At 33.5% G+C, this 24691-nt stretch carries 26 protein-coding genes; 1 reads left to right on the plus strand and 25 read right to left on the minus strand.

Features of this window, described 5'->3' with window-relative positions; translation table 11 throughout:
• Window positions 1-2: 2 nt before the first annotated feature.
• The 18 genes from QGM60_RS16090 to QGM60_RS16175 all read right to left on the minus strand — a co-directional run bounded on the left by QGM60_RS16090 (window position 3) and on the right by QGM60_RS16175 (window position 14392).
• Entirely contained in the window at window positions 3-467 is a 465-nt protein-coding gene (locus QGM60_RS16090) for a TspO/MBR family protein (protein WP_281141283.1), read from the minus strand.
• A gap of 6 nt (window positions 468-473) precedes the next feature.
• On the minus strand, window positions 474-1160 hold the full coding sequence (locus QGM60_RS16095) for an SDR family oxidoreductase (RefSeq protein WP_281141284.1): 687 nt from the start codon (window positions 1158-1160) through the stop codon (window positions 474-476).
• Entirely contained in the window at window positions 1160-1387 is a 228-nt protein-coding gene (locus tag QGM60_RS16100; protein ID WP_281141285.1) for a hypothetical protein, read from the minus strand. Before QGM60_RS16100 ends, QGM60_RS16095 begins: the two co-directional genes overlap by 1 nt.
• 3 nt (window positions 1388-1390) lie before the next feature.
• Window positions 1391-2083 carry a GTP cyclohydrolase I FolE gene (gene folE, locus QGM60_RS16105; RefSeq protein ID WP_243471579.1) on the minus strand — a complete coding sequence of 231 codons (693 nt, stop codon included), beginning with the start codon at window positions 2081-2083 and terminating at the stop codon, window positions 1391-1393.
• 55 nt (window positions 2084-2138) lie between these two features.
• Window positions 2139-2411: a TIGR03643 family protein gene (locus QGM60_RS16110; RefSeq protein ID WP_281141286.1), complete on the minus strand. Its 273-nt coding sequence runs from the start codon at window positions 2409-2411 to the stop codon at window positions 2139-2141.
• On the minus strand, window positions 2402-2839 hold the full coding sequence (locus QGM60_RS16115; RefSeq protein ID WP_281141422.1) for a hypothetical protein: 438 nt from the start codon (window positions 2837-2839) through the stop codon (window positions 2402-2404). Before QGM60_RS16115 ends, QGM60_RS16110 begins: the two co-directional genes overlap by 10 nt.
• 97 nt (window positions 2840-2936) lie before the next feature.
• Window positions 2937-4427 carry an FAD-binding domain-containing protein gene (locus QGM60_RS16120; RefSeq protein WP_281141287.1) on the minus strand — a complete coding sequence of 497 codons (1491 nt, stop codon included), beginning with the start codon at window positions 4425-4427 and terminating at the stop codon, window positions 2937-2939.
• Window positions 4424-5902 carry a cryptochrome/photolyase family protein gene (locus tag QGM60_RS16125; RefSeq protein WP_281141288.1) on the minus strand — a complete coding sequence of 493 codons (1479 nt, stop codon included), beginning with the start codon at window positions 5900-5902 and terminating at the stop codon, window positions 4424-4426. The genes QGM60_RS16120 and QGM60_RS16125 overlap by 4 nt, the downstream gene beginning before the upstream one ends.
• Before the next feature lies 1 nt (window position 5903).
• Window positions 5904-7208 (minus strand): DASH family cryptochrome, encoded by a 1305-nt coding sequence (locus tag QGM60_RS16130; RefSeq protein ID WP_281141289.1) that lies wholly within the window; start codon window positions 7206-7208, stop codon window positions 5904-5906.
• Entirely contained in the window at window positions 7190-7327 is a 138-nt protein-coding gene (locus QGM60_RS16135; RefSeq protein ID WP_281141290.1) for a DUF2256 domain-containing protein, read from the minus strand. Before QGM60_RS16135 ends, QGM60_RS16130 begins: the two co-directional genes overlap by 19 nt.
• A complete protein-coding gene (locus QGM60_RS16140) occupies window positions 7324-8745 on the minus strand; it encodes an SDR family oxidoreductase (protein ID WP_281141291.1) in 1422 nt (473 codons plus the stop codon). Before QGM60_RS16140 ends, QGM60_RS16135 begins: the two co-directional genes overlap by 4 nt.
• A complete protein-coding gene (locus QGM60_RS16145; RefSeq protein ID WP_281141292.1) occupies window positions 8745-9383 on the minus strand; it encodes a flavin reductase in 639 nt (212 codons plus the stop codon). The genes QGM60_RS16140 and QGM60_RS16145 overlap by 1 nt, the downstream gene beginning before the upstream one ends.
• Window positions 9384-10694, minus strand: coding sequence for an AarF/UbiB family protein (locus QGM60_RS16150; RefSeq protein WP_281141293.1), 1311 nt, complete (start codon window positions 10692-10694; stop codon window positions 9384-9386).
• Complete coding sequence (locus QGM60_RS16155; RefSeq protein WP_281141294.1) at window positions 10691-11350, minus strand: TetR family transcriptional regulator C-terminal domain-containing protein; 660 nt, start codon at window positions 11348-11350, stop codon at window positions 10691-10693. Before QGM60_RS16155 ends, QGM60_RS16150 begins: the two co-directional genes overlap by 4 nt.
• A 98-nt stretch (window positions 11351-11448) precedes the next feature.
• Complete coding sequence (arsB, locus tag QGM60_RS16160) at window positions 11449-12492, minus strand: ACR3 family arsenite efflux transporter (protein WP_281141295.1); 1044 nt, start codon at window positions 12490-12492, stop codon at window positions 11449-11451.
• 3 nt (window positions 12493-12495) lie between these two features.
• Window positions 12496-13110 carry a protein-tyrosine-phosphatase gene (locus tag QGM60_RS16165; RefSeq protein ID WP_281141296.1) on the minus strand — a complete coding sequence of 205 codons (615 nt, stop codon included), beginning with the start codon at window positions 13108-13110 and terminating at the stop codon, window positions 12496-12498.
• Between the two features lie 24 nt (window positions 13111-13134).
• Window positions 13135-14025: an arsenite methyltransferase gene (locus QGM60_RS16170; protein WP_281141297.1), complete on the minus strand. Its 891-nt coding sequence runs from the start codon at window positions 14023-14025 to the stop codon at window positions 13135-13137.
• A gap of 37 nt (window positions 14026-14062) precedes the next feature.
• Window positions 14063-14392 (minus strand): metalloregulator ArsR/SmtB family transcription factor, encoded by a 330-nt coding sequence (locus QGM60_RS16175; protein WP_281141298.1) that lies wholly within the window; start codon window positions 14390-14392, stop codon window positions 14063-14065.
• 161 nt (window positions 14393-14553) lie between these two features.
• Here QGM60_RS16175 and QGM60_RS16180 point away from each other — a divergent pair, with 161 nt between their 5' ends.
• Window positions 14554-15402, plus strand: coding sequence for a DUF2911 domain-containing protein (locus tag QGM60_RS16180; RefSeq protein ID WP_281141299.1), 849 nt, complete (start codon window positions 14554-14556; stop codon window positions 15400-15402).
• 66 nt (window positions 15403-15468) lie between these two features.
• On the opposite strand, the gene QGM60_RS16185 is transcribed toward QGM60_RS16180, so the two are convergent.
• The 7 genes from QGM60_RS16185 to QGM60_RS16215 all read right to left on the minus strand — a co-directional run bounded on the left by QGM60_RS16185 (window position 15469) and on the right by QGM60_RS16215 (window position 24691).
• Window positions 15469-16446 carry a Gfo/Idh/MocA family oxidoreductase gene (locus tag QGM60_RS16185; protein ID WP_281141300.1) on the minus strand — a complete coding sequence of 326 codons (978 nt, stop codon included), beginning with the start codon at window positions 16444-16446 and terminating at the stop codon, window positions 15469-15471.
• On the minus strand, window positions 16436-18244 hold the full coding sequence (locus tag QGM60_RS16190; RefSeq protein ID WP_281141301.1) for a sodium:solute symporter: 1809 nt from the start codon (window positions 18242-18244) through the stop codon (window positions 16436-16438). The genes QGM60_RS16185 and QGM60_RS16190 overlap by 11 nt, the downstream gene beginning before the upstream one ends.
• 139 nt (window positions 18245-18383) lie before the next feature.
• Window positions 18384-20903: a PIG-L family deacetylase gene (locus QGM60_RS16195; protein WP_281141302.1), complete on the minus strand. Its 2520-nt coding sequence runs from the start codon at window positions 20901-20903 to the stop codon at window positions 18384-18386.
• Between the two features lie 564 nt (window positions 20904-21467).
• Window positions 21468-22550 carry a magnesium/cobalt transporter CorA gene (gene corA, locus QGM60_RS16200; RefSeq protein ID WP_281141423.1) on the minus strand — a complete coding sequence of 361 codons (1083 nt, stop codon included), beginning with the start codon at window positions 22548-22550 and terminating at the stop codon, window positions 21468-21470.
• Window positions 22550-23083: a mechanosensitive ion channel domain-containing protein gene (locus tag QGM60_RS16205; RefSeq protein ID WP_281141303.1), complete on the minus strand. Its 534-nt coding sequence runs from the start codon at window positions 23081-23083 to the stop codon at window positions 22550-22552. Before QGM60_RS16205 ends, corA begins: the two co-directional genes overlap by 1 nt.
• Before the next feature lie 46 nt (window positions 23084-23129).
• Window positions 23130-24068, minus strand: coding sequence for a septum formation inhibitor Maf (locus QGM60_RS16210; protein WP_281141304.1), 939 nt, complete (start codon window positions 24066-24068; stop codon window positions 23130-23132).
• A gap of 32 nt (window positions 24069-24100) precedes the next feature.
• On the minus strand, window positions 24101-24691 hold the full coding sequence (locus QGM60_RS16215; protein ID WP_281141305.1) for a Maf-like protein: 591 nt from the start codon (window positions 24689-24691) through the stop codon (window positions 24101-24103).

A 24691-nucleotide genomic window follows, 5' to 3' on the forward strand; every position in this document is an offset into this window, starting at 1 on the left:
GTTTAGTTATTTAAAACGATGTAAGCATTTAGTGATGTAGCAATACACAACCAAATGATATAGGGTAGAAGTAGATATTTGGCATATTTCAATCGATCACTTCTAAATGTTATGAATAAATAAAGAATGACTAAGGTTAGTAGGATAATAACTCCAAGCCCGACAGTGGTTAAATGTTGATTGAAAAATACATAGTTCCAGCCAACATTCAAAATGACCTGAAACACATATATCATCCATAAATATTTTGAAGCTCTCAGTATAAACAGCTCTACTAAATACCAAGAGAAACAAGCCATAATTGTGCCCCAAGCCACACCAAATAACCAACCAGGCGGAGTCCAAGGAGCTTTACTTAAACTTAAATACCAATCAGAGGTTGGTCCATTATCCATCAGCCAGCTTCCTAAAGCTAAACCACCAAAGTTAATGACTAAAAATAGTATGAGATATTGGATTTTTTTCATCAAACACTAAAGTTTAAAGCTTACGATTCCACAATCCATTTCAAAAATCTGTCCTGATAATGATGCAGCTTTATCAGATAATAAGAACGAAGCCATGTCAGCAACTTCTTCAGGTTGAAGAAATTTTTTAAGAGGATGACGTTCGTTCATTTTTTCAATCATACTATCATTCCTCAAAAGTTTTGAAGCTAACTCTGTATCAGTTACTGTTGGAGCAATAGCATTAACTCGAACCGTTGGTGCCAATTCTGCTCCTAAAGACTTTGTTAAACCTTCAATAGCAGATTTTGAAGCCGCAACACTCGCATGAAAAGGCATTCCTAATTTTGCCGCAACGGTACTAAACATTACAATTGATGGATTATTTCCTTTTTTCAATGCTGGTAAATATTTTTGAACGGCCTTTACCGCTCCAATAACATTGATATTAAAATCATCTTTAAAATCTTCAATGCTTAAACGATTAATAGGTTTAAGATTAATACTTCCAGGACAATAAACTAGTCCGTCTACACTTTCAATATCAGGTAAATCATCTGTGAGAATATCACATGCATAATGCGTTACGTTACCGCTAGAAATTTCTGGTTCAGTTCTACTGATATTAATAATGTTATCGTAAGAAGAAAGCAAAGACGAAATTAAGGCTTTACCAATGCCTTTGCTTCCTCCTATAACAATTATACTCTTCATTATGCTGCAGTTAATGGCTTACCTTTTAGACGCTTTTCAATCTTTTGTTTTATAACTGTAAGGCGCTTCATAAGGTCCATGAGTTTTTGATCTTTCTTCTTTTTATAGATCTCATTAACACCAAGAATGATGTCTTTTGCTTCTCTAGCAGCTAAAATTCTGTCGCTTGTTGTTTTGAATGAAAACTTTCTGTTTTCGAATTCTTTGGCTTGATCTATTATATCCATGACTTAATTATTTATGTAATTCTGAATTTCATTGATTTTTTCTGGCGTATTAAAAATGCCACCATAGTAGGTCGTAACTGTAGTAGAGGTATCATCTTGAACTCCTCTTGAAGATACACAAAGGTGCTTAGCATCAATAATTACAGCAATATCCTCAGTGTCTAAAATCGTTTTTAGCTCGTTGGCGATTTGTTGAGTTAAACGTTCTTGTACCTGAGGTCTTTTAGCGTAATATTGAACGATTCTGTTAAGTTTTGAAAGCCCAATAACTTTACCTGAGGATTTGTAAGCAATATGTGCTTTTCCTATAATTGGAACAAAGTGATGTTCACAATTGGAATAAAACGTAATATTCTTTTCTACCAACATTTGGTTGTATTGATATTTATTATCAAACAATGCAACCTTAGGTTTATTTTGAGGGTCTAAACCCGAAAATATTTCTTCAACATACATTTTGGCAACGCGGTCTGGTGTGCCACTAAGTGAATCGTCTGTAAGATCTAAACCTAAAACGTCCATAATTTCAGAAAATAAAATGGAAATTCTGTTTTTCTTTTCTTCATTAGACATGTCGAAAGCGTTTGCTTTCATTGGTGTTTCTAAGCTTGTAAATAGATGGTCGTCACCAATAGCTTCTGTACTAAAACCGTTGAGGTTGTGACCATTTTTTTTGGAAATTGCTTTTGTATTCATAGCATCTTTTTAATGTGCTGTCTTTAAGTACTCCAAGCTTAAATCAAAGCACGTGTTAGCGTTTTGAAATAGAGTTGTGCGTTATTGTTTTTTGACGTGAGCATTTAAATCTGCCTTTGTCGAACGTTCTTTTTTTTATGTGTTTAGTAGCTCTTCCTTGAACGCGTTTTCGCCATAATCTAAAGCTACTAGGCTTTAATTCCTTGCGCATTAAAGTGATAACCTCTTGTTCTTTTAAATCGAATTGAAATTTTATAGCTTCAAAAGGTGTTCGATCTTCCCAAGCCATTTCAATAACTCGATCTATATGTCTTTGGGTTAAATCCATAAAGACTGAGGTATCTTGTAAAGCATATCATGCTTTGTTTTTTGGTCGACTAACTTGTCGAAAAATTTCTTATTTTCTCTAAAAGTTTTGTTAGCTCTAAAGTGCACAAATTTTCCTTGTGCATGTATGCTAGAACCATTGATTTTATAAATAACCAAATGGTAATAAGGTATAATCCAAGTAAAGTTTTTTAAGCCTTTTGTAATATGAACCAAAATGCCTTTTGGTCGCAATTCAATATTACCGTAATTTATGTCCGATACTGTATTTAAAACTTGTTGTAAATTAGGGCTAACTTCGTCAATAATCATGCGCTTAGAGCCTACACCTCTTAGTTTCAATTTCTGTACCAAACTATATGGTTTACCAACTAAATCAGAAATGATTTGTTTGTGTTCAGAATTATGATGTGTAGTATCTATTAGCATATTCAAATATACTAAATGTTTAACTTTTATTTTAAAAAGTTAAACAAAATTAACAGAGAATTATGATGGTAATATTTTTATAGTAAAGCAAAACAGCTTAGTTGTTTCTCAAAAGGCTATTTCTGTCTTGTAAAGTGTGTCGTTTTAAAATGCGAAAACTTTCTTTTACAACCTCTGGATTTTTTTTCATATTCCAAAGTATATCGCTAGCACGCTTTCTGTTTTCTTTAATGTCTACGATGGGTTCTGGATAGTCTTTGCCAAGTTTAAATTCGTACAAGCCTTGCTCTAATTCGGTCATTAAATAAGGTTCGTGAATAAAAGGAATATCTAGGTGAGCAAGTTCTGGTACCCATTTTTTTATAAATTCAGCATCAGGATCGTGTTTAAGTCCATTTAAGGTTGGATTGTAAATTCTTAAGTTATTTATTCCTGTTTCACCAGCTTGCATTTGCAATTGCGGAAAATGAATACCAGGTTCAAAATCTAAAAACTGTTGCGATAAATGTTCAGAAGCATTTTGCCAAGGTTGCCATAAAATGTGAGTAAAGAACGAAACTAGCATCGCCCGCATTCTAAAGTTTACATAACCTGTTTCTATTAAACAACGCATACTTGCATCTACAAGCGGAAAACCTGTTTGACCTTCTTGCCAAGCTTGTTGGTATTTTAGAGAGATGCTCTTTTTTAATTTGTGATACCCTTTGTTAACGCTTTCGTTTTCCATGGTATGTTCCATTTCAAACTTTTGAATAAAATGTGCTTGCCAACGTAAGCGCGATAAAAAGCCACCAATATGTCTTTTATCTTTACTTTGTTCCTTGACTTTTTGTGCTTTTTTGAAAATCTGCCTTATAGATATATTGCCCCAAGCAATATAAGGTGAAAGTCTACTACAACTTGTGCGTGATGCTTCAGGTTTTGATATGTTGAACATATAGTCTTTATGACGATTTTCAAAAAATGAATAAGCATATTTCCAAGCAGTAGTACTTCCTCCTTTTTGAAATAACGAATCTTTAGGTGTGTCTAAATCTGCAACAGTTAGAACATTTTCTAATTTTGATATGGTGTTTATATCTATTAGTTGATTTTGTGTAGGTTGAAATACGTCGAGAGGTTGACTCATATAGTCCTCCCACTTTTCTAACCAGTTATCTCTGTTTATGAGTCCACGTTCTACGCCATTGTTTTTACTTTCATTCCATTGAATAAAATTGTTTCTACAGTAACGTGTAAATTCTTTATCTCTGTTGTATGTCACCAAAATGCCAGTTTCTACATGAGAGTAAATGGCGTCAATTTTATAGAATTCTTGAATTATATTAAATACAGTTTGAACATCACTTGTTACCGCAAGAACTTTAGAGTCAAAAGGTTTTAATTGCTCATTGAGATCTCTAATGGATTCTTTAATAAAATTAAAATGACGTTCGCTGTAATGGTTATCGTTGAGTAAAATATGTTCAAACACATAGAGCAGTAGGGTAGGTTTATCAGTATTAAGTGCATTACTAATAGCTTCATTATCCTGAAGCCTTAAGTCTCGTTTTAACCAGACGACGTTGATATGTGGTTTAGGTGTCACTTTAGAGTCTTGAGGAATTTTTCAGCGTTATTAAAATGGTTTTCTAAAGTCTCTTTTTTCATGCGATCGAGATTACCTAAGAGCATACCTAATCTAGGATTGCTTTCAAAAAAGTTTCTATGTTTATCCATAAATGTCCAGAATAATCCATCCCATACGTCTTGCCAATCACCTTTGGAATAATTACTCATTTTCATGATGTAGTTGCTACTACTTATGTAAGGTTTGGTAGACATTAAACCACCATCGGCAAACAGACTCATGCCATATACATTGGGTACCATAACCCAATCATAGGCATCAATGAATAATTCCATAAACCATTGATAAACATCATCTGGATCAAATTCGCAAAGCACCATAAAATTTCCCAGAATCATCAGACGTTCTATATGATGTGCATAAGCAGTTTTGTTAACTTTCTTAATTACATCATCAACAGGTTTTATGCCAGTGGAACCATCATAAAATGATTTTGGTATTTTTCGTTTAAAATTCCAGAAGTTCTTGGTACGCTCTTCGGTGCCTTTTGCTTCATAAACACCTCTGATAAATTCTCGCCAACCCAAAATTTGTCGTACGAATCCTTCTGTAGAATTTATTGGCACATCATTAGATTTAGCATAATCTATGGCATTTTCAATCACCTCGGAAGGCTTCAGCAAACCAATATTAATTAATGGTGACAACAAACTATGATTTAAAAAATGTTCTTCTTTTACAATGGCATCTTCATAAACTCCAAATTCATGAAAGCGATAGTCGAAAAATTGTTGTAGCCATTGCTCTGCAGATTCAAAATCGATTGGGTAAGTCAAGAAGTCATTCAGTTCTCCGTAATGATTACCAAAGTGTTCCTCTACATAGTTTTCGGCTTCTTTGTGATATTTTGATTTATCAGGAAATTGAATATTTGGAGGTGTTTTATCTTTTGGGTATTTCTTTCGGTTTTCAGAATCGTAAGTCCATTTGCCACCTTCTGGTTCTTTGGAAACCATTAAAACATCTCGTTTTTTTCGTTGTTCTTTATAAAATGAAGTTTGAAAAAATTTCTTTTTTGAAGGTTTAAAAAATGAGCTGAGATCTTTTTTTGTATTGATAAACAGTGGACTTTTATACCATTCAATTGTTAAGTCTTTTGCATTTGATTTAATACGTTTTTCTAACCAATTGTCTGTTGGGTCAATAATATGAAGCGTTTCTGCACCATTGTCAATCAGTTTGGGTATCAATGTTCTGATGTCACTATCGTCTGAAGTTGCTTCAATATAATGAACAGTTTTACCTTTAGACTTTAAAAAATCGGCATAAGCCTTCATAGAAGCTCGGTGAAACGCTATTTTTTGTTTATGAAATTTATATTGTTTAAAAAATAAATACTCTTCAATAATATAGATTTCTGCATTAATATTTAGAATTGGAGAATTCTGAAATAATTGATGAGGGAAGAGTAATATGTGTTCTTTCTTTTTCATTTTAAAACAAACTCGGTTGTAACCATAAATTTCTGTAACTTCCTTTACTGTCGTAGCGTTCAGCTTGAAGCTGTACATTAAATTTTCTATCTCTTGGATCGTTACCAACTCCTGCTACATACATCCAATTGCCATAGTTGCTGTGAACATCGTAGTCGAGTAGGAGCGACTCAAAATAAGCAGCACCAATACGCCAATCTAGTTGTAACTCTTTTGCAAAATAGGATGCAATATTTTGGCGACCTCTATTGCTCATCCAGCCTGTTTCTTTGAGTTCTATCATGTTGGCATTTACAAAATCAGACGCTGTTTCGCCATTAATCCAATTGTCAATTAATTTTTGGTCTGTTTTCCACTCATAAATTTTATTTAGAATACCATCTAACTTAAAAATTGAATTACCATGCTTCAGGGAAATGTATTTGAAATAGTCTCGCCAAATCAATTCAAAAATGAGCCAATAGGTAGACTCATTATTGTAGTGTTCATTTTCAAATTGCTTGACGTTCCAATAAATCGTTCTAGCGGAAATACTTCCGTTAGCCAACCAAGGTGAAAATTTTGAGCTGTAGTTCTTACCAATTAAACCATTTCTGGTTTTCTTATAAAAACCAAGTTTCTTAGTGTTGAAGAAATAGTCTTCCAGTCGTTGTAAAGCTTTGGTTTCACCTCCTTTAAATGGAAACGCGGAATTGGTATGCGTTTCAAAATCTTCAAAACCTAAATCTTTTAATGTTGGAATCTTAGTTTCGTTTTCAATTCTATTACTTTCAGGTTGTTTTTTGATTATCGACTCATGTCGAATAGCGATGTACTTTTCAAGTTTTTTTCGGAATACTGTAAATATTGGAGGTGTTTGGTGAATCTCAAAATTGATATCTTCAGGATGATATAGAAACTGATTGTAAATATGATGCCAAGACACGTTGTTTATCTTTTCTTTTACGGCGTTTTCAACATCAACTTCTTCCTGTGTCCATTCCGTTTGAAGATAAATATTACTAACATCGTAAGTCTCACAAATTGAAGGAATGATTTCTTCAGGATGTTTTTGGTAAACTAAGAGATCTATATTAAGGCTACTGAGTTGCGCTTTTAGATTTTCTACAGTTTCAATTAAAAACTTAGCTCTGAATTTTTCAGTTTTTTTAAAACCAAAAGCATCGACTTCAAACTGTTTTGGATCAAAACAATACACACCAAAAACTTTACTACCATTTTTTGTAGCTTCACTTAATACTGCATTATCTATGGTTCTAAGATAATTTCTGAACCAAACTAAGTTGTCTATTTTGTCCTTCTGCATTTTTCGCTACAATATTTAACGTTGTCCCAGTCTTCTGCCCATTTTTTGCGCCATGTAAATGGTCGTTCACAAACAAGACATGTTTTTGAGGGCAAATGTTGTTTTTTTACACCTTTCATTTTTTGTTAATCAAGGCGTTAATCATTCCATTAAAAACAAAAGCGTGAAAGGGTAGGACCGCGTACCAATATAATCGTCCCCAAATACCTCTTGGTCTAAAAACTGCACGTTGGTAGAGCTGATCTTTTACAATTTTGAATTCCAACCAAGCTTCACCTGGTAGACGCATTTCAGCAAATAGTAGTAAACGTTTTTCGTCTTTATCGGCAAATAGTACACGCCAAAAATCGAGCGCATCACCTGGTTCTAAATAGGTGTCATGCGTTCTTCCACGACGTAATCCAACACCACCAAAAAGTTTATCAACATAGCCTCTAATTTTCCAAAGCCAGTTAAAACTGTACCAACCATTTCGGCCTCCAATACTCCAGATTTTATTAAGGGTAAACGTTTCATCTTTTACCGTTCTATGTCGTATATCTTTATAACAACCAAAATGTGGTAACTCAATATATTTAGAGAGCTGCACGTTAAATCTGCCACTGCTAATGGCATCTTTCCAACTAGAGACTACAGCATTTTGTTCAATTTTTTGAAAAGCAAGATTTACAGCTGTTTTGTAATCTACAGGTTCTATACCAATAATTTCATTGATGTCACTAGGTTTTCCAATCACTTCAACTTTCATGCTATCCACCAAAGCAGCAGCCAATTTAAACGACGTTGAGGTTACAAAATACAGCCAGTAAGATGATAATTTTGGTGTTAAAACAGGAAGTGTGACAATATGGCGTTTGAGGTTACGGACGTCAGCAAATTGTAATAACATTTCTTTATAGGTGAGCACTTCTGGACCGAAAATATCGAAGGATTTATTGTACAATTCTTCTTTGCCCAATCCGCCAGACAGAAAACCTAATACATCACGAATGGCAATAGGTTGCGTTTTTGTTTTTAGCCATCTCGGAGTAATCATAAACGGTAATTTTTCTACAATATCTCTTATAATTTCAAAAGAAGCACTTCCACTACCGACTATAATTCCGGCTCTAAATGTAGTAAGTGCATAGTGGTCTGATTTTAATGTGTTTTCAACTTGTAAGCGTGATTTTAAATGTTTTGAAAGTGAATTATCATTAACAATACCACTGAGATAAATCACTTGTTTGCAACGTGTAGCATTTACTAAATTCTTAAAATTCTGAGCGCATTGACGCTCTAAATCCGCAAAGTCGTTAGAGCTTGTGGACATAGAATGTATCAGATAATAAGCTGCATCTATATCTTCAGGAATCTTATTTGGCTCTGGATCTAAAAAATCTAGCTTAATAAAAGAGCAAGAGGGATGATTTTCAATTTCATCAGGAATACGGTTTAAATCACGGACACAACAAACTAGCTCATGCTCATCTTCTAAAAGCTGAAGTGCTAATCTTTTGGCAATATAGCCCGTTGTACCTGTGAGTAGAATTCGCATTAATCATTTATGTTTTCAAATTCAGGTTTAGGTCTTTGGTATTCTAGACGTGTGTTGGAATTTGGGACAGCATAAGCATCTAAACCATTAATTGCGGCAACTTTTCCTTTTGATAAATTGATGAAACCGTCTTTTTCTAATAAGCCATCTTTCACATACAGTTTCTTGATTTTTCCAATCAATAGAATGGTATTATTAGCTTTAATTGGATACTCTTCAACATATTCCAAAGCCAATTGCAATGGACAGTTTTTTACAAATGGTGCTGAAAAATTATCCTTATATTCTTCATCGAGACTAGTAACATCGAACTCAGAAATAGAAGCATCGTATTTTGCGGAGGTGTGATGTGCATCTTCAAGAATATTTTGATGAATATGATTTAATGTGAAAAAACCAGTTTCTTTTATATTATCATACGTATTTCTGATAACTGTAGTCGGTCTGAGGAAAAAGCCGAGCAATGCAGGATCAGATCCTAAATGCGTCACAGAACTAAACACAGCTACGTTGCTTATACCATCCTTACTTTTTGTGCTAATAAGGTTTGCAGATTTGTAGCCAGAACAACTGTTTATAAGGTTTATTCGGTATAAATGATGCATTTGGTTAATATCATCGTTATCAAATTCTATCATTTATAGTGTATTAAAGTTGTTGATTTTGATGTCTTTTGCTTTAAGGTCGAACATTAGATTGTAAAGTCCAAAGAAGGTTCTGTTGATATAAATAAAATGTTTAGAACCACGATTACCGTTCATGTTTCTCAATTCTGTACTCTTAGAATATTTCTGTCCCATTTCAGTAATTTTTCCGAAAAATTGAGCATCCGAAAAATCGAAATTTTCTGCATGAAAAGGCTGGGTAAATAAGCTCAGCAATTCATGAAACATATCGGTGAAAAAGATAATTTCTTCTTCAGAATCATCTTTTCTTAAGATTTCTAATTCGTAAAGTTTGGCTTTAAATTCTTCAGGATTACTAATCACTTTTTTGTCGGCTAACTCAAAATATGGTGTATAGAATTGCTCTGGAATGCTTTTCATACAGCCAAAATCTAACGCGATTAAATTTCCGTCTTCAGAAATCAAAAAATTACCAGGATGTGGATCGGCATGAACTTTTTTCAACTTATGTATTTGAAACATATAAAAGTCCCATAGTGCTTGTCCCAATTGATTGGATAATTCCTGATCTGTATTGTGTTGCACGAATTCAGAAAGGTGCTCGCCTTTCATGTAATCCATGGTGATAATGCGTTCCGACGAAAATTCTTCATAATAGTTCGGGAATTTAAGATTTGGAATATGATTACAAGCTTCTACAACTGCTTTGCTTTGTTGTAACTCTAGAATGTAATTGGTTTCTTCAATAAGTTTATTTTCAACTTCTTTGAAGTATTTATCCGAATCTTTCCCTTTAATATTGAACATCTTAATAGCAATGGGTTTTACCAAAGCTAAATCTGAAGCAATACTCTCTGCAACTCCAGGGTATTGGATTTTCACAGCAAATTTTTTCCCATCCTTTTCGGCCAAGTGAACTTGGCCAATGCTTGCAGCATTTACTGAAGTTGCATTGAAAGTATCGAATAATTCTTCTGGGTGTTTCCCAAAATATTTTTTAAAAGTCTTGATTACCAAAGGCGCAGACAATGGAGGTACAGAAAATTGAGATAACGAAAATTTTTCTACATAAGCCTGTGGCAAAATGCTTTTTTCCATACTTAGCATTTGCGCGACTTTTAGTGCGCTACCTTTAAGTTGCTTTAGGCTATCATATATATCTTCAGCATTATTTTTGTCTAATCTAGACTTAGCCTCATCTTCTGTTTTGGTGATTTTATCTCCGTAATATTTTAAGTAGTTTACGCCAACCTTTGCTCCAGTAGAGACTAATTTGGTAGCTCTTGATATTTTAGAAACAGGTATTTTGTCTATCGTCTTCATGCGTTCATTTTAAATTTTTCTTTGTAAATAAACTTTCCGAAGTCGATAAGACTTTTTAATGGAGTTGTATCGATGAGATCAAAACTAGTATTGACTGATTTTTCAATAAACACATCTGTTTTTTCAAATGCTTTAGAAGTATCATCTATCCAAAACTTTATGGTCATCAATAATTGAATCCAAGCAGATTCTTCTATACTTCTTTTTTGAAGTTTCTCTAACTTTTCTTCTTTTAAGTCTAGCGTCTTAATATCTAAAGTAGAAACATATTTGGTGAAGCTAGATTTCAAGCTTGAAAGTGTCTTAAGTGTTTTTAACTTGTTTTTTTCATTTTCTAGTGCATAAATGACATAACTTCTATTGGCCGTAAGCACTTCAAAAAATGTATAGTAAAAACTTAAAAGTTTATTGCGAGCATCAAAAGATTGATAGTCTTCACTTTTTTGTAAAACGTCATGAGTATTATCAAAAAACGCTTTGAAAATACTTTTTTCTAAAGCATCAAAAGAATTGAAATGTTCGTAGAATTTTTGTTCTTCAAAATTGTTGTCTTTTGAAAAGGAGTATACAGATTTAGGTTGTTGGTTATGCGTTAATACATAATCCATATATAGCGACATCAAATCTGCTTGTTTTATGTTTTTTTTCTTTGCCATGGTAATTGATTTACAACGTAAAGATATTAAATGTTTAACTATTTATTTTAAAAGTTAAACAAAATTTAACTAAACTATAAAACAAGCAGATTTAAAAATTAGGCTTTTTGAGGCAAATAGTATTTTTTTCGTAACCAAAAAGCCACTCTAACTAATAAAATTAAAGCAGGAACTTCTACTAAAGGGCCAACAACTCCTGCAAATGCTTGTCCTGAATTTAATCCAAATACAGCAATAGCTACAGCAATAGCCAATTCAAAATTATTACCAGCTGCTGTAAAGGCAATGGCTGCATTTTTATCATAATCGGCACCCATGGCTTTACTAGTAAAGAAGCCTATAATAAACATAAGGGCAAAATATATTAGCAATGGTATAGCTATTATTAGCACATCCATTGGAATCTCTACAATAAGCTCACCTTTAAGAGAAAACATTACCACGATGGTGAAAAGCAATGCTATTAAAGTCAATGGAGAGATAGTTGGGATAAACTTCTTAGTGTACCATTCTTCTCCTTTCAGTTTTACAAGCATAAGTCGTGATAAAATGCCTAGTAGAAAAGGAATGCCTAAGTATATGGCAACACTTTCAGCGATAGTTGCAATTGAAATATCTACAATGGCACCTTCAAAGCCAAAATATGGAGGCAATACTGTAATAAATAAATAGGCATAAAAGCTATAGCCAAAAACTTGAAAAATACTATTCAACGCCACTAAGCCAGCTCCATACTCACTACTACCTTCTGCTAAATCATTCCAAACTAAAACCATCGCAATACAACGTGCCAAGCCAATAAGAATGAGTCCAACCATATATTCTGGATAATCTTGTAAAAAGATAATAGCTAAAACAAACATTAAAATTGGGCCAATAATCCAATTGAGAATCAATGAAATTGAAAGTATTTTTACATCCTTAAACACTTTTGGTAATAAGGCATAATTCACTTTTGCTAATGGAGGATACATCATTAAAATCAGTCCGATTGCTATGGGAATGTTTGTAGAACCACTACTGTAGCTATTGATTAACTCAGGAAAAGAAGGAGCAAAATAACCAATTCCAACACCAATAATCATTGCTAAAAATATCCAAAGTGTTAGGTAACTATCTAAAAAGCTAAGTTTCTTTTTCATTTGTTATAGCTTTATTTGTGAGAAAATAAACTTCATTTCAGTAGCGATTTGAATGCTACGTTCTTCATATTTTTCAGCTTGTTGCGGTTTGCCATCTGAGACTTTTGGATCTTCATATGTAATAGGAATACGTTTTTCTGCACCTACAATAAACGGACAGCCTTGATCAGCAGAAGAGCAGGTCATAATAGCAGCAAAACCACTTTCTGGATTAAAATCTGAAGCTATGGTTTTTGAAAATCCAATAATAGGATGTTGGTTCTCGCTGTATTTTATACTGTAAATAGGATTTTCTCCTTGAGATAGTGTTTCTACTTTAAATCCTGAATTTTCTAAGGTTTTTGCAGCTACAGGAAACAAAGCTGTAGCTTCGGTACCTGCAGAATAACAAAACAAGTTTTCTATCCCAAAATAAGAGCCTGTCACTTGAGCCCAAGCTTGGGATAGATGACTTCTTCTGGAATTGTGTGTACAAATAAAATTGAGATTGATAATTTGTTTTACATCAACTTTAGACTGAACGAAGTCAATTAAAGGTTGTAAAACAGCTTTTCTTTCTTCTGAAATTATAGATGTGTTAAGACTATCTATTTTTTCTGATAATTTTGAAAATAACATACTTGGTTGGTGATTTTATATGATTTAACAACAATTACCATCAGGTGAGCAACAAGGCTCATCATTTGTAATGTCTGCTAATTGAAGTTTTGGTTTAGTTTCCTTTTTTCCTGGTTTTTCAGCATAAACTGTAATACTGAAAATACCTACATTATCAGAGTTAAACTGTTTAATCAACTCTTCATCTAAATACTTGCTTAAGATATCATCAGGAATAGTAATAGGCTTTTCTTTTTGAATATTGATGTTTATAAAGCCTTGATCAGAAATGTGTTTTAAATAATTCTCTTTTTGAATAGCACCAGCCACACAACCAGCATACATCTCGGCATCTTCTTTTAAAGCTTTAGGTAGGTCACCAACTAAGACGATATCTGAAATACTAAAATGACCACCAGGTTTCAAAACCCTAAAAATTTCACTGATAACTTTTTGTTTGTTAGGCACTAAATTAAGTACACAATTACTCACAATGACATCGGCAATATTATCTGAAACAGGCATATTGTCTATATCACCTTCTCTAAACTCAACATTGTTGTAGCCTAGTTTTTCAGCATTGATACGTGCTTTTTGTATCATAATAGGTGTAAAGTCAATACCAATAACTTTACCTCTGCTACCTGTTTCATGTCTCGCCACAAAACAATCGTTACCAGCACCAGAGCCTAAATCTATAACAGTATCTCCTTTTTGGATTAAAGCGAATTGTGTTGGCAATCCACAGCCTAAGCCTAAATCGGCATCACTAACATAGCCGTCAGTTTCTGAGTAATCATCCATCATAATGTTATAAACTTTGTTGGATGGAGTAGTAGCACCACAACAAGATGAAGCATTTTCTGCTTTGCCTTGTTCTGCAATTTTTGCGTATCGTTCTTTTACGATGTCTTTAAGTTCTTGTTCAGTTTTCATAATTATATGTTTTGTATTGATATAAAATCAATATGATTTAACAACAATTAGTTTTTTTAGATTCATAATCTAAAAATTGAGAAATAAGATCTTTTGCATTAGCCCAATTATCTTCATCTATACAATAGCAAACGCTTGTACCTTCTATATTTCCCTTAATTAAACCTATGTTTTTTAGTTCTCGAAGGTGTTGGGATATTGTAGCTTGTGCCAAGCCAATTTCGTCCACCAAATCACCACAAATACAAGTGCTAGAATTGAAAATATATTGCAGTATAGCCACTCTTGCTGGATGCGCAAAAGCCTTAGCTATGGTAGCAATTTGGTTTTGTTCTTCTGTAAAAATCTCAGATTTCGTTAGTCCCATAAATTCACTTAATTATTATATTGCAATATTACGATTAAATAAGCTATTCAATGTTATTTTCGTGTTATTTTTTGTGTTAAATTTCATTTTAAGTATTCGTTAACATTCTCAGGGAAGCTTATATTGTAATTTTGAGTTATTAATAATCAACACAAACAAAGATGAAAAAACTAATACTTTTTGTATTTGCACTAGCGCTCACAGTGTCTGTAAATGCACAAATTGAAACACCACAACCGAGTCCTTTTAGTACTGTAGAACAGAAAGTTGGACTTACAGATGTCACATTAGAATACTCTAGACCAAACATGAGAGGTAGAGTTATTTTTGGCGACCTTGTGCCTTACGGAAAAGTTTGGAGAGCAGGAGCAAATAGGAATACTGTTATCACTTTTAGTGATGATGTAACTATTGATGGTACTACGTTAAAGGCAGGTTCTTATGCTATTTATATTATTCCTTCTGAGAAATCCTGGGAAGTTATCTTTTATACAGATACAAATAACTGGGGAAATCCACAAGAATGGGATGATTCTAAAGTAGCGGTAAAAGCTACAGCACAAGTTTATGAATTACCTGTAGATATAGAAACATACACCATTACATTTGATGACTTAACAAATAATTCTGCAAACCTTGGTATCATGTGGGAGAAAGCTTATGTAGCGGTAAAATTTGAAGTTCCAACACAAACTAAAGTAGCTGCTTCAATTGAAAAGGCGATGTCTGGTCCATCTGCAAACGATTATTATTCGGCTGCTGTGTACAAATTATCTGAAAAAGAAGATTTAGAACAAGCTATGGAATGGATTGACAAAGCGGTTGAAATGTCTAAAGACGAGCCTCGCTTCTGGTATTTTAGACAACAATCTTTAATCCATGCTGCTAATGGTGATAAGAAAGGTGCTATAGCTGCTGCGAAAAAATCTTTAGAGGCTGCTAAAAAGGCTGGAAATGATGATTATGTAAAAATGAATGAAGATTCATTAAAAGAATGGGGAGCAAAATAATAGTTAGATATTAAGCTATTATCGTATATAATTTAAAAAAACGCAACTCATAATGAGTTGCGTTTTTTATTGGTATTGCAGCCCAATACTATTTCTTACCTTATCTAGTGTAGAAATCAATGCGATGCTTTTTTCAAAAGTCATTATATCGCTTTCGGTTTTACCATCTCTTATTAGTTGATTAAAATGTTCTATTTCGTAACTATAACCAATGGTGTTATAATTGAATGTTACAAGTTCAAAATTATTAAACTTATCTATTAGAGTAACTGTAGAAGGTTGATGAAATTTGGTGTTAATCTTTATGGTACCTTCTGAGCATGTGAAAATAGCTTCTGTGGGAGTATTTTCGGTTAGAGTACTTTTTAAATGAGCTTCGGCTTCATTATAACTGAATATCATTTTGCATTCCGCATCTGCTCCGCTTTCAAAAAAGTTAGCCTTGGCATCAATTTTATTTGGATTTCCTAGTGTAGAAAGCGCTGCAAAAATAGGATAGATGCCAATATCTAAAAGGCTTCCACCACCAACCGATTTATCAAACACCCTAGACGTTTCATCATATTCTGGTTTAAATCCAAAATCAGCTTCAAGTTTTACAACAGTACCAAAATGTTTTTTATTCAATAGTTCAATAACGTATTGAAAATGCGGAAGAAAAATTGTCCATAAGGCTTCCATAAGAAGGGTGTTCTTTTCTTTCGATAGCTGAATCATGTCTTTAACTTCTTGCAAATTCATCGCAAAAGGCTTTTCACACAAAACAGGAATATTCTGATTCAGACAAAGTATCGTATGTTCTTTGTGAAAGCTATGAGGTGTTGCGATATAAACAGCATCAACATTAGGATCTAAAGTCAGTTCTTTATAATTACCATAAGCAACGTCAGCTTCAAATTCTTGTCCAAAAACTTTAGCTTTTTCAAGATTTCTTGATGCAATAGCGTATAGTTTAGTATTAGGAACAGTGCTTAAATCTTTAGCAAATTTTGTAGCAATTTTTCCTGCTCCAATAATTCCCCAACGTATTGCTTTAGTTTCCATGAGTAGACATTTTAAATATTGGTTGAAGCAAATGTGCTATGAAAATCACCAATATACAACCGAATAAATTTAACCATAAATAAGGCATCCACTCAAACCACCAACCAATTATTACAATGACTTGCGTGATTAAAGCCGCTGAAAAAACAGCATTCCCTTTAATATGCTTAAAGAAAAACGCTAACAAGAATATTCCTAAAACATTCCCATAGAAGATGGATCCAATGATATTTACCAACTGAATTAAATTCTCGGCTAAATTGGCAAAACAAGCAATAAGTATGGCAATAACTCCCCAACCTAGTGTGAACCATTTGGTCATTTTTACCATATGATCATCACCTTTATCTTCGCTTAAATTTCTTCCGTATAAGTCGATGGACGTAATGGTAGCAAGCGCATTTATTTCTGATGCTGTAGAAGACATCGCGGCAGAAAGTATGACAGCCAATAGCAAACCGATTAAACCTTTTGGTAGATTGTTTAGGATAAAACTAATGAACATGTAATCCCTGTCATTAGTTTTGGTGTCTTTTCCAGCAGTTTCATACATAGCCTCTAAAGCTTGCGTTTTATCGGCATACGTTTCATCTTCTGAGTTTAGTGATTTAATTTCACTTTCAAGGTTTTCATATTGGGTAGCATAGTCTTTGTCAACTGCTTTTTTTATTAAAAACTTTGATTTAGTTCTAAGATTTTTTTCAAGACTATCTAGCATAAACAATTGTTTATTCAATTGATTATCTGAATTGCTAGAAACCTGAAGTGCTACTGTTTTTTTTATTTGAAATATAGAATCTTGTTTTGCCTGAAGTGCTCTGTAATCATCACCATATTCTGAAGCTAACACGGTTTCGGTTGATCGATCTATAAAATTCAACGGTGAAGGATTGAATTGATAAAACACAAATACCATGACTCCGACCAAAAGAATAAAGAATTGCATTGGTACTTTAAGTAAACCGTTGAATAATAAACCCATTTGCATTTCTTTCATGCTTTTACCAGATAGGTAGCGCTGTACCTGACTTTGGTCTGTTCCGAAGTAAGACAACATTAAGAAAGTACCACCAAGAAGTCCTGTCCAAACGGTGTATCTATTTTCCAAATCGAATGAAAAATCCAGAACTTGCATTTTGCCAGTAGCACCAGCAATATCAATAGCATCTACAAACGAAACTTCATTAGGAATTAAGTTGACTATGATGATTAATGCTGTTACCATACCTGCAAAAATCACAAACATTTGTTGTTTTTGAGTTACGGTTACTGCTTTTGTACCACCAGAAACAGTGTAGATAATTACTAAAACACCTATAATGATGTTGAGCGTTATAATATTCCAACCAAGAACAACAGAGAGGATAATGGCTGGAGCAAAAATGGTTATTCCAGCTGCTAAACCACGCTGGATGAGGAATAGAATGGCTGTTAGACTTCTAGTTTTTAAATCAAATCGATTTTCTAAAAACTCGTAGGCAGTATAGACTTTAAGCCGATGATAAATCGGAATAAATACCAGACAGATAATAACCATGGCGATTGGTAGTCCAAAATAAAATTGAACGAATCCCATACCGTCAGAAAATGCCTGACCTGTTGTAGATAGAAACGTAATGGCACTGGCTTGCGTTGCCATAACAGACAAGCCTATAGTCCACCACTTGGATGTGTTGCCACCTCTTACATAATCCTGAACATTTTTACTTCCTCTGGTTTTCCAAGTGCCATAACCAACAATAATGGCTAATGTTGCAATTAGTACAATCCAGTCTATCCAATCTAATGTTTGTGGCATACTAGTTTTATGCGAATGAAGCTGTTATAAAATAGAATAGAACAATGTATAAGGCGTTAGCAATAAGCACAATAGTGTACATTTTGTCCCATTTGTTTTTTGGTTGTGGTTGGTTTTCCATTAGTTTAGTTGTTAGTTGTTAGTCTTTTAGGTTTGAATTATCTTCCTTACCTGCTGAGAGCAAGTTAGCAAATAACCTGTAAGCTCCAGAAACACCTGCAGGAAATTCTCTAAAAAAACTTAACCCTGTATAAATATAGTTTCCTTTTCCGTATTTAGCGACAAGTAAACTACCTTCTTTAGAAGACTCACCTTTATCATTAGAAGCCAATAATGGTGTGAATTCTTGAGACCATTCATTAGGGAAATACAGTCCTCGTTCTTGTACCCAACCTTCAAAATCTCTAATCGTTATTTTGTTTGGGAAATTAAGAATAGGATGGTTAGGTTCTAAAATTCTTACTAAAGCATTTTCGTCAGTAACACGATCTCTAGATAATTTTAAATCGTAAGGAGCTAAATCATCTACCTTTAAACCTCTATTGGTGTTATATTGTACTACGAGGTTACCTCCATTTTCAACATAATCTAATAAATATCTTTGCTTGAATTTTAATTCCTCAACAACATTATAAGCTCTGATTCCAACAACAATGGCATCAAAATTTGTTAGGTTTTCAGGTGAAATTTGTTCAGGTTTTATGATAGTAACATTGTAGCCAATTTGTCTTAAACTTTCAGGGACAACATCTCCAGCACCTTCAATGTAGCCAATGTTATTACCTCTTTTTTCAATATTTAAGCGCACCACTTTACTTTCACTTGGCATCAAAACAGTTTGATATGGAATATGTACGTAGTCGATTTCAATTAATTCATCCGTGTAAAATTCACCATTGATATTTACCATCGGAGTAATAAGTCCTTCGCTTTGATTTTTTGGTGGAATAACGGTAAAAACTACTTTTTGAATATCACCTTTATTCGCAATTTCTACTTTTTGTTTTGAAGGGTAAACATTCCAATCGTTAGGATATGCCATTTGTACAAAACCTTCAATAGCATCTCTACCAGCTTTTACCGTTACTTCTATTTCTTTTTGCTGATCGTTTTCAAAAATGAAAACCTTATCAGCAATACTAGCGGAAACTTCCGGAATGATTTCAAAAGGTCTGTAAAGTTCTCCTTTATCTGGTTGCGAATAACGGTACACAACAGGCTTGCTAATTGTAATTGGTGTCCCTTCAATATTTAAATTGAAATCTACAAAAATAGCTCTTGGAGTTTCAGGAAGACCTATTAATTCCTGCTCTTCCACATGGTACATACCGAGTGTACTCTTTTTATTTAACCAATATGGAGTAGTGTAGTTTGTATTTGCTGGAATCGCAATGCCTTCTTCAAAATTCAACTTTTGATTCTCTGACATTTCCATGTTTTTAGAAATACCGTTAGAAAGTGTGGAAAGTTTGTAAGAAGCTAGACTAATATTAGCACTACTACGGTTTAATACTTCTAAATTGAGCGTAATATTAGAATTAGGTGTAGCATTTGGCGTGTTTGATGAAGCCTCTAAATACAGACCAGCACAAGCTTCAATAATAGCTTTTAGTTCTTTGGTTTTTACAGCTTTCCAATGTTTGTTTTCTACAGTTTGAATAAGCTTATAAGCTTTGAGAAGTTGCGGTAAATGGGACGCAGGATTAACAAAATTAAACTCTGACTCAACTTTGTTCAGAATATCACCTATGGCTTTTCCGCCTTTAATGCGATTCCAAGAGGTGTCAATACCAGCAAAAATATTATTGTTATTATCTAAAGGGTCGCCTTTGAGAAACTCTATATATTCTTGCTGTGTGCCACGTTGAGATAAACGTCCAAATCCTTGACATAAGTGTTGACTACTTGCTAAAGCAGCTACTTCATTATTAGAAAGGCCTTTAGTTGGGTAGTATACACCAATATCAAAATTTAGCATGTTGCTTTTATCTGCTTTTTCAAAATTTTCTTCACTACCGTAAAACCACCAACTGGTATTAAAAAATAAGCGTTTTGGTTGCCAAGTTTCGGTTAATTGTAATTGCGTATTATATTTTGAAGCATCATTAGCCAGATCAAAAGCTTCTACGCTTAGCATGGCAGAACTGGTATGATGACCATGTGTTGTACCTGGAGATCTATGATCGAATCGGTTAATGATAATGTCTGGCTTAAAATTTCTAATGGTCCAAACTATGTCTGAGAGGACTTTGTTTTTATTCCAAATTTCTAAAGTTTCGTCAGGATGTTTAGAGTAACCAAAATCATTGGCTCTAGAGAAGCGTTGTTTGCCACCATCAACACGTCTGGCAGCCAATAATTCTTGAGTTCTAATGACACCTAAAAGTTCTCTGATTTCAGGACCAATAAGGTTTTGTCCACCATCTCCGCGCGTTAGAGAAAGGTAAGCAGTACGCGCTTTAACTTCGTTAGACATGTACGAAATTAAGCGTGTGTTTTCGTCGTCAGGATGCGCTGCGATATATAATACAGAAGCTAAAACATTCAGTTTTTGAACGGCTTCGTAGATTTCTGAGGAATTAAGTTTTTTGGGTTGTTGAGCAGGTAATACAAGTAAACTGCTTAAAAATAGTAGGGTACAGATTCTAATCTGGAACATGAGGTTATTAGTTAGTTGCTTTCAAATATAAAAAAGATGCTAACTTTTTCTATGTTTTTTGGTTTTGTTTAACTGTTACAAAAAGTAATTAGTGTTTGGTGTATGGTTTTTAGCGGACTATCATGGTAAATAATCTCTGTGAAAACTTGTAATTATAATAACAAATTTTTCAAACAAGGAACCAATGTTCATTAAAAATGAAATGGTAAATACGATATAAACATTCTTTCCAAATTTTTTGAATAACAGAACTAACGGAAGAAGGCAATTGAAAAACAACATCAGCCAATAAGCCCAAGCATATGACCCTGTAGCTCTTCTTTTAAATTCATAATTGCCAGAGTTAGGTATGATAAGTATGAGTAGCCAGCATAATATGGTTATTATACAATAGCTTATCATTACCCACTTAATAAATTTTAAAGGTATAGCTATACTATTTGTATTAATAGATAATTTTAGGATGATAAGAAGTAATACAGGTAGATAAATATAGGAAATGATATATCTACTTATGAATATTGGGATTTCAAAAAGTTTATCTGCTAACTCCATTAAGTTATATTACAACCACTTTTTTCGTTTAAAATAGATAATCATGGCAATAAATAGCAGAATCATTATACCCCAAAGTATAAAATAGCTGTATTTGTAATGCAGTTCTGGGATGTAGTCGAAATTCATGCCATAAATTCCTGCTATAAAAGTCAGCGGAATAAAGATGGTAGCAATAATGGTAAGCACTTTCATAACCTCGTTCATTTTATTGCTAATGGTGGTCATGTACATGTCCATCAAACTCCAAATCATTTCGCGGTATATGTCTATATTTTCTGATACTTGTATGATGTGGTCGTAAACATCCCTAAAGTAGGTAATGGTACGTTTGTATATCAATGGATGCTCGATTTTTTCGATGCGATTAATCACTTCACGAAGTGGAAAAATGGCGCGACGCACTTTTAGAATTTCACGTTTTAGTTGCTGAATCTCTGAACTGATACTTTCTTCAGCTTGACCACCAAACAATTCAGTTTCTAAATCTTCAACTTTATTGCCTAAGGTTTCTATAATGCTGAAATAATTATCGACAACAGCATCGATTAGAGCATAAAGTAAGTAATCAGATTTTAAAGTTCTAATACGGCCTTTACTGTGTCTTAAACGATCCCGAATAGTATCAAAAACGTCACCTTCAGATTCTTGGAATGTCAATACGTAATTTTTACCCAGAACAAAACTCACTTGCTCTATGACTAAATTTTCATTGTCATCATAGTAAAGCATTTTTAAAACAGCAAAAATATAATCTTCGTATTCGTCTATTTTTGGTCGTTGACTTGTGTTTACAATATCTTCAAGGACTAAAGGATGAAGGTCGTATTGCTCACCAATACTTTGAATATCCTCTACATAATGAAGTCCGTTAATGTTAATCCAGGTTACCGAGTCGGTATCTTTAAAAGGTACTGCATCTTGAATATTTAGGAGTACTGTTTCTTCAACATTATCTTTGTTGTAATCAAAAGATTCTATGATGAGTTTGCCAGACTTTTCACCCGTATAAACTAAGGTTCCAGGAACTTGCCCAATATGCTTTTTGTAATTTTGGGTACGTCTTTTTTTCTTTTTTCTAAACTTTATCATCATAAAATACTACTATCGTCTAAGGCATCCTTCTCCATTAAAGTTACAGCTTTTTGAAGAATTAAATTGTTAGGGTAAGTTACTAAATCTCCGTTATCTTCCCTTAAAATCAATTGAAATGCTCTGATATCCTCAATAATAGCTTCTACAGGATAGTCCTTATCGTGTATTTTTATTTTGTCCCCGACTTTATAAGGAAATGAAAAGAACATGATTACACCAGAGGTGATATTGCTCAATATAGACCAAATGGCAAAAAGCCCAATACCAATGACGGCAAATACAGATGAGAACACAAGGGTAACATCTCTAGTCTGTGCACCAAGTATGAAAGCCTCTATTAAAATAGCTACCAGTACCAAGGTAACGGTAACGTAACGACCAATTAAATTAGCACGTGCCTCTGTAGTACCACTTTGCTTTCCTATTTTTTTTACTGTGACCACAATTATGGCTCTTATAATAAAGAGTACTACTAAAAGTATAATAGAGTATATAATTTCTGAACGGAATGTATTGTAAAAATTAAGCATGATGAGTTAGTTGTCTAAAACAAATATAGTTTAGAATAATTTATAATTATTGAAGTTTTAAGGTTTCCCTTAGTTCTAAATCCGAATTATGATTTTTGTTCCAGTAGTCAGATTTTATAGTTTCTAATTTTGTGGCTTTTGTGGTTAATGTTTTTGAATCTTCACCAAAACCACTATCTATAGTTTCTTCCCAACCATTGATGTCGTAAGGAAAATTAGGATTAAAATTAATTTTTAAAACTCTATTCAATTCAGAGTAGGTAAGTGTGTAATTATCATCATCTAAAGTGGCTCTTGCTTCGTAAGCTTTAAGTTCAACGTGTTTTAAACGAATGAATTCTAAAGATGGAATTATGCTTATATCACCTATAGGTAGTGAATTAGGATCTATTCGAAGCTTTGTCCACAACTCGTTTTCAGTCCATGTTTTTTCTAAATTAAATTTTTGATCAGCTTCATTTTGAAAGTAGGAGTGTGAGGTGATTTCAAAATCATCCCGATTATTAAGTTGGGTATACACATGGCCACACCATTCTTGTACAGAAGCCGATATTTTTATAGCATGCTTATTGTTAGCTACAGGGTAGAAAGTGCTTTGCATTATGGAATATGGATAAATTCCCGTGTTGAATGTCTTTGTAGCATTCAACTTTAAAACTGGAATATTAGATGTGTCATACATATCTGCTTTTACCTGCTCGTCCGGTAGAAAATCTTCTGTAACAAAAACCAAAACCGCATTGCCTTCTCGCATTTCTCCATAACGTGCTTGTTCTAGTTTGTAAGACGTAATTTCTGCTTCGCCTTTATACCAAAATGCTTTAAATTCTTCAGAAAGTTTGGCTTTCGGTTGCTCTGGTTCGGTTTTCTTGGTAGTTGTTATTACGGTTTTTGAATCGCTTGTTGTGTTGGAATTGTTTTCTTTACATGAAGAAAAAGTTGTGACTAAAAAAGAGGATATAACGACGTAAATAAAAGCTTTCATAAGACACAGTTTCTTACAAAATTACGATTCGATTAACCTTCAGCAATACTATTTAACGTTTCGTAAAGCAAATGTGTTGGTAGCCCAACGACATTATTGTAAGAACCTTCAATTTTGGTAATACCAATGGCACCAATCCATTCTTGAATACCGTAAGCACCAGCTTTATCAAAGGGTTTGTAGGTATTAATGTAATATCTGATTTCTTCTTCTGTAAGTGCTTTAAACGTAACAGAAGTAATAGTATTCACAACTTTTTGTTGCTGTTGCTGAGTGAAGCAAATAGAAGTGATTACATCATGGGTTTGATTACTTAAAGAGGAAATCATTTCAAAAGCATCATCCTCATCTTTGGGTTTACCAATAGCGTTTTCATGTAGCCAAACAATAGTGTCGCTAGTGATAAGAATATCATTAGGTTTTAAATCGTTTTGAAAAGCCTCAGCCTTTAATTTAGCTAAGTAATCTGTGATTTCTTCTCGTTTTAAATGCTCTGGATAGATTTCTTCAACAGGCTTTAGTTTTACCTCAAAATCAATATTTAAATCTTTTAAAAACTGATGCCTTCTTGGTGAGCCAGAAGCCAGAATAATATTGAAGTCTTTTAGCTTTTCGTTTAGCAT

Origin of the sequence: Winogradskyella sp. SYSU M77433 (assembly GCF_029911945.1) — a bacterium.
Taxonomy (GTDB): Bacteria; Bacteroidota; Bacteroidia; order Flavobacteriales; family Flavobacteriaceae; genus Winogradskyella.

Bases quoted from the DNA above. Each gene is read 5' to 3' on its own strand.
- QGM60_RS16155 (WP_281141294.1), bottom strand. From the start codon at position 11,350: ATGGCAAAGAAAAAAAACATAAAACAAGCAGATTTGATGTCGCTATAT.
- QGM60_RS16165 (WP_281141296.1), bottom strand. From the start codon at position 13,110: ATGTTATTTTCAAAATTATCAGAAAAAATAGATAGTCTTAACACATCT.
- QGM60_RS16130 (WP_281141289.1), bottom strand. From the start codon at position 7,208: ATGCAGAAGGACAAAATAGACAACTTAGTTTGGTTCAGAAATTATCTT.
- QGM60_RS16215 (WP_281141305.1), bottom strand. From the start codon at position 24,691: ATGCTAAACGAAAAGCTAAAAGACTTCAATATTATTCTGGCTTCTGGC.
- arsB (WP_281141295.1), bottom strand. From the start codon at position 12,492: ATGAAAAAGAAACTTAGCTTTTTAGATAGTTACCTAACACTTTGGATA.
- QGM60_RS16210 (WP_281141304.1), bottom strand. From the start codon at position 24,068: ATGAAAGCTTTTATTTACGTCGTTATATCCTCTTTTTTAGTCACAACT.
- QGM60_RS16100 (WP_281141285.1), bottom strand. From the start codon at position 1,387: ATGGATATAATAGATCAAGCCAAAGAATTCGAAAACAGAAAGTTTTCA.
- QGM60_RS16110 (WP_281141286.1), bottom strand. From the start codon at position 2,411: ATGGATTTAACCCAAAGACATATAGATCGAGTTATTGAAATGGCTTGG.
- QGM60_RS16145 (WP_281141292.1), bottom strand. From the start codon at position 9,383: ATGATAGAATTTGATAACGATGATATTAACCAAATGCATCATTTATAC.
- QGM60_RS16185 (WP_281141300.1), bottom strand. From the start codon at position 16,446: ATGGAAACTAAAGCAATACGTTGGGGAATTATTGGAGCAGGAAAAATT.
- QGM60_RS16190 (WP_281141301.1), bottom strand. From the start codon at position 18,244: ATGCCACAAACATTAGATTGGATAGACTGGATTGTACTAATTGCAACA.
- corA (WP_281141423.1), bottom strand. From the start codon at position 22,550: ATGATAAAGTTTAGAAAAAAGAAAAAAAGACGTACCCAAAATTACAAA.
- QGM60_RS16125 (WP_281141288.1), bottom strand. From the start codon at position 5,902: ATGAAAAAGAAAGAACACATATTACTCTTCCCTCATCAATTATTTCAG.
- QGM60_RS16090 (WP_281141283.1), bottom strand. From the start codon at position 467: ATGAAAAAAATCCAATATCTCATACTATTTTTAGTCATTAACTTTGGT.
- QGM60_RS16195 (WP_281141302.1), bottom strand. From the start codon at position 20,903: ATGTTCCAGATTAGAATCTGTACCCTACTATTTTTAAGCAGTTTACTT.
- QGM60_RS16095 (WP_281141284.1), bottom strand. From the start codon at position 1,160: ATGAAGAGTATAATTGTTATAGGAGGAAGCAAAGGCATTGGTAAAGCC.
- folE (WP_243471579.1), bottom strand. From the start codon at position 2,083: ATGAATACAAAAGCAATTTCCAAAAAAAATGGTCACAACCTCAACGGT.
- QGM60_RS16170 (WP_281141297.1), bottom strand. From the start codon at position 14,025: ATGAAAACTGAACAAGAACTTAAAGACATCGTAAAAGAACGATACGCA.
- QGM60_RS16140 (WP_281141291.1), bottom strand. From the start codon at position 8,745: ATGCGAATTCTACTCACAGGTACAACGGGCTATATTGCCAAAAGATTA.
- QGM60_RS16180 (WP_281141299.1), top strand. From the start codon at position 14,554: ATGAAAAAACTAATACTTTTTGTATTTGCACTAGCGCTCACAGTGTCT.
- QGM60_RS16135 (WP_281141290.1), bottom strand. From the start codon at position 7,327: ATGAAAGGTGTAAAAAAACAACATTTGCCCTCAAAAACATGTCTTGTT.
- QGM60_RS16150 (WP_281141293.1), bottom strand. From the start codon at position 10,694: ATGAAGACGATAGACAAAATACCTGTTTCTAAAATATCAAGAGCTACC.
- QGM60_RS16175 (WP_281141298.1), bottom strand. From the start codon at position 14,392: ATGGGACTAACGAAATCTGAGATTTTTACAGAAGAACAAAACCAAATT.
- QGM60_RS16115 (WP_281141422.1), bottom strand. From the start codon at position 2,839: ATGCTAATAGATACTACACATCATAATTCTGAACACAAACAAATCATT.
- QGM60_RS16205 (WP_281141303.1), bottom strand. From the start codon at position 23,083: ATGCTTAATTTTTACAATACATTCCGTTCAGAAATTATATACTCTATT.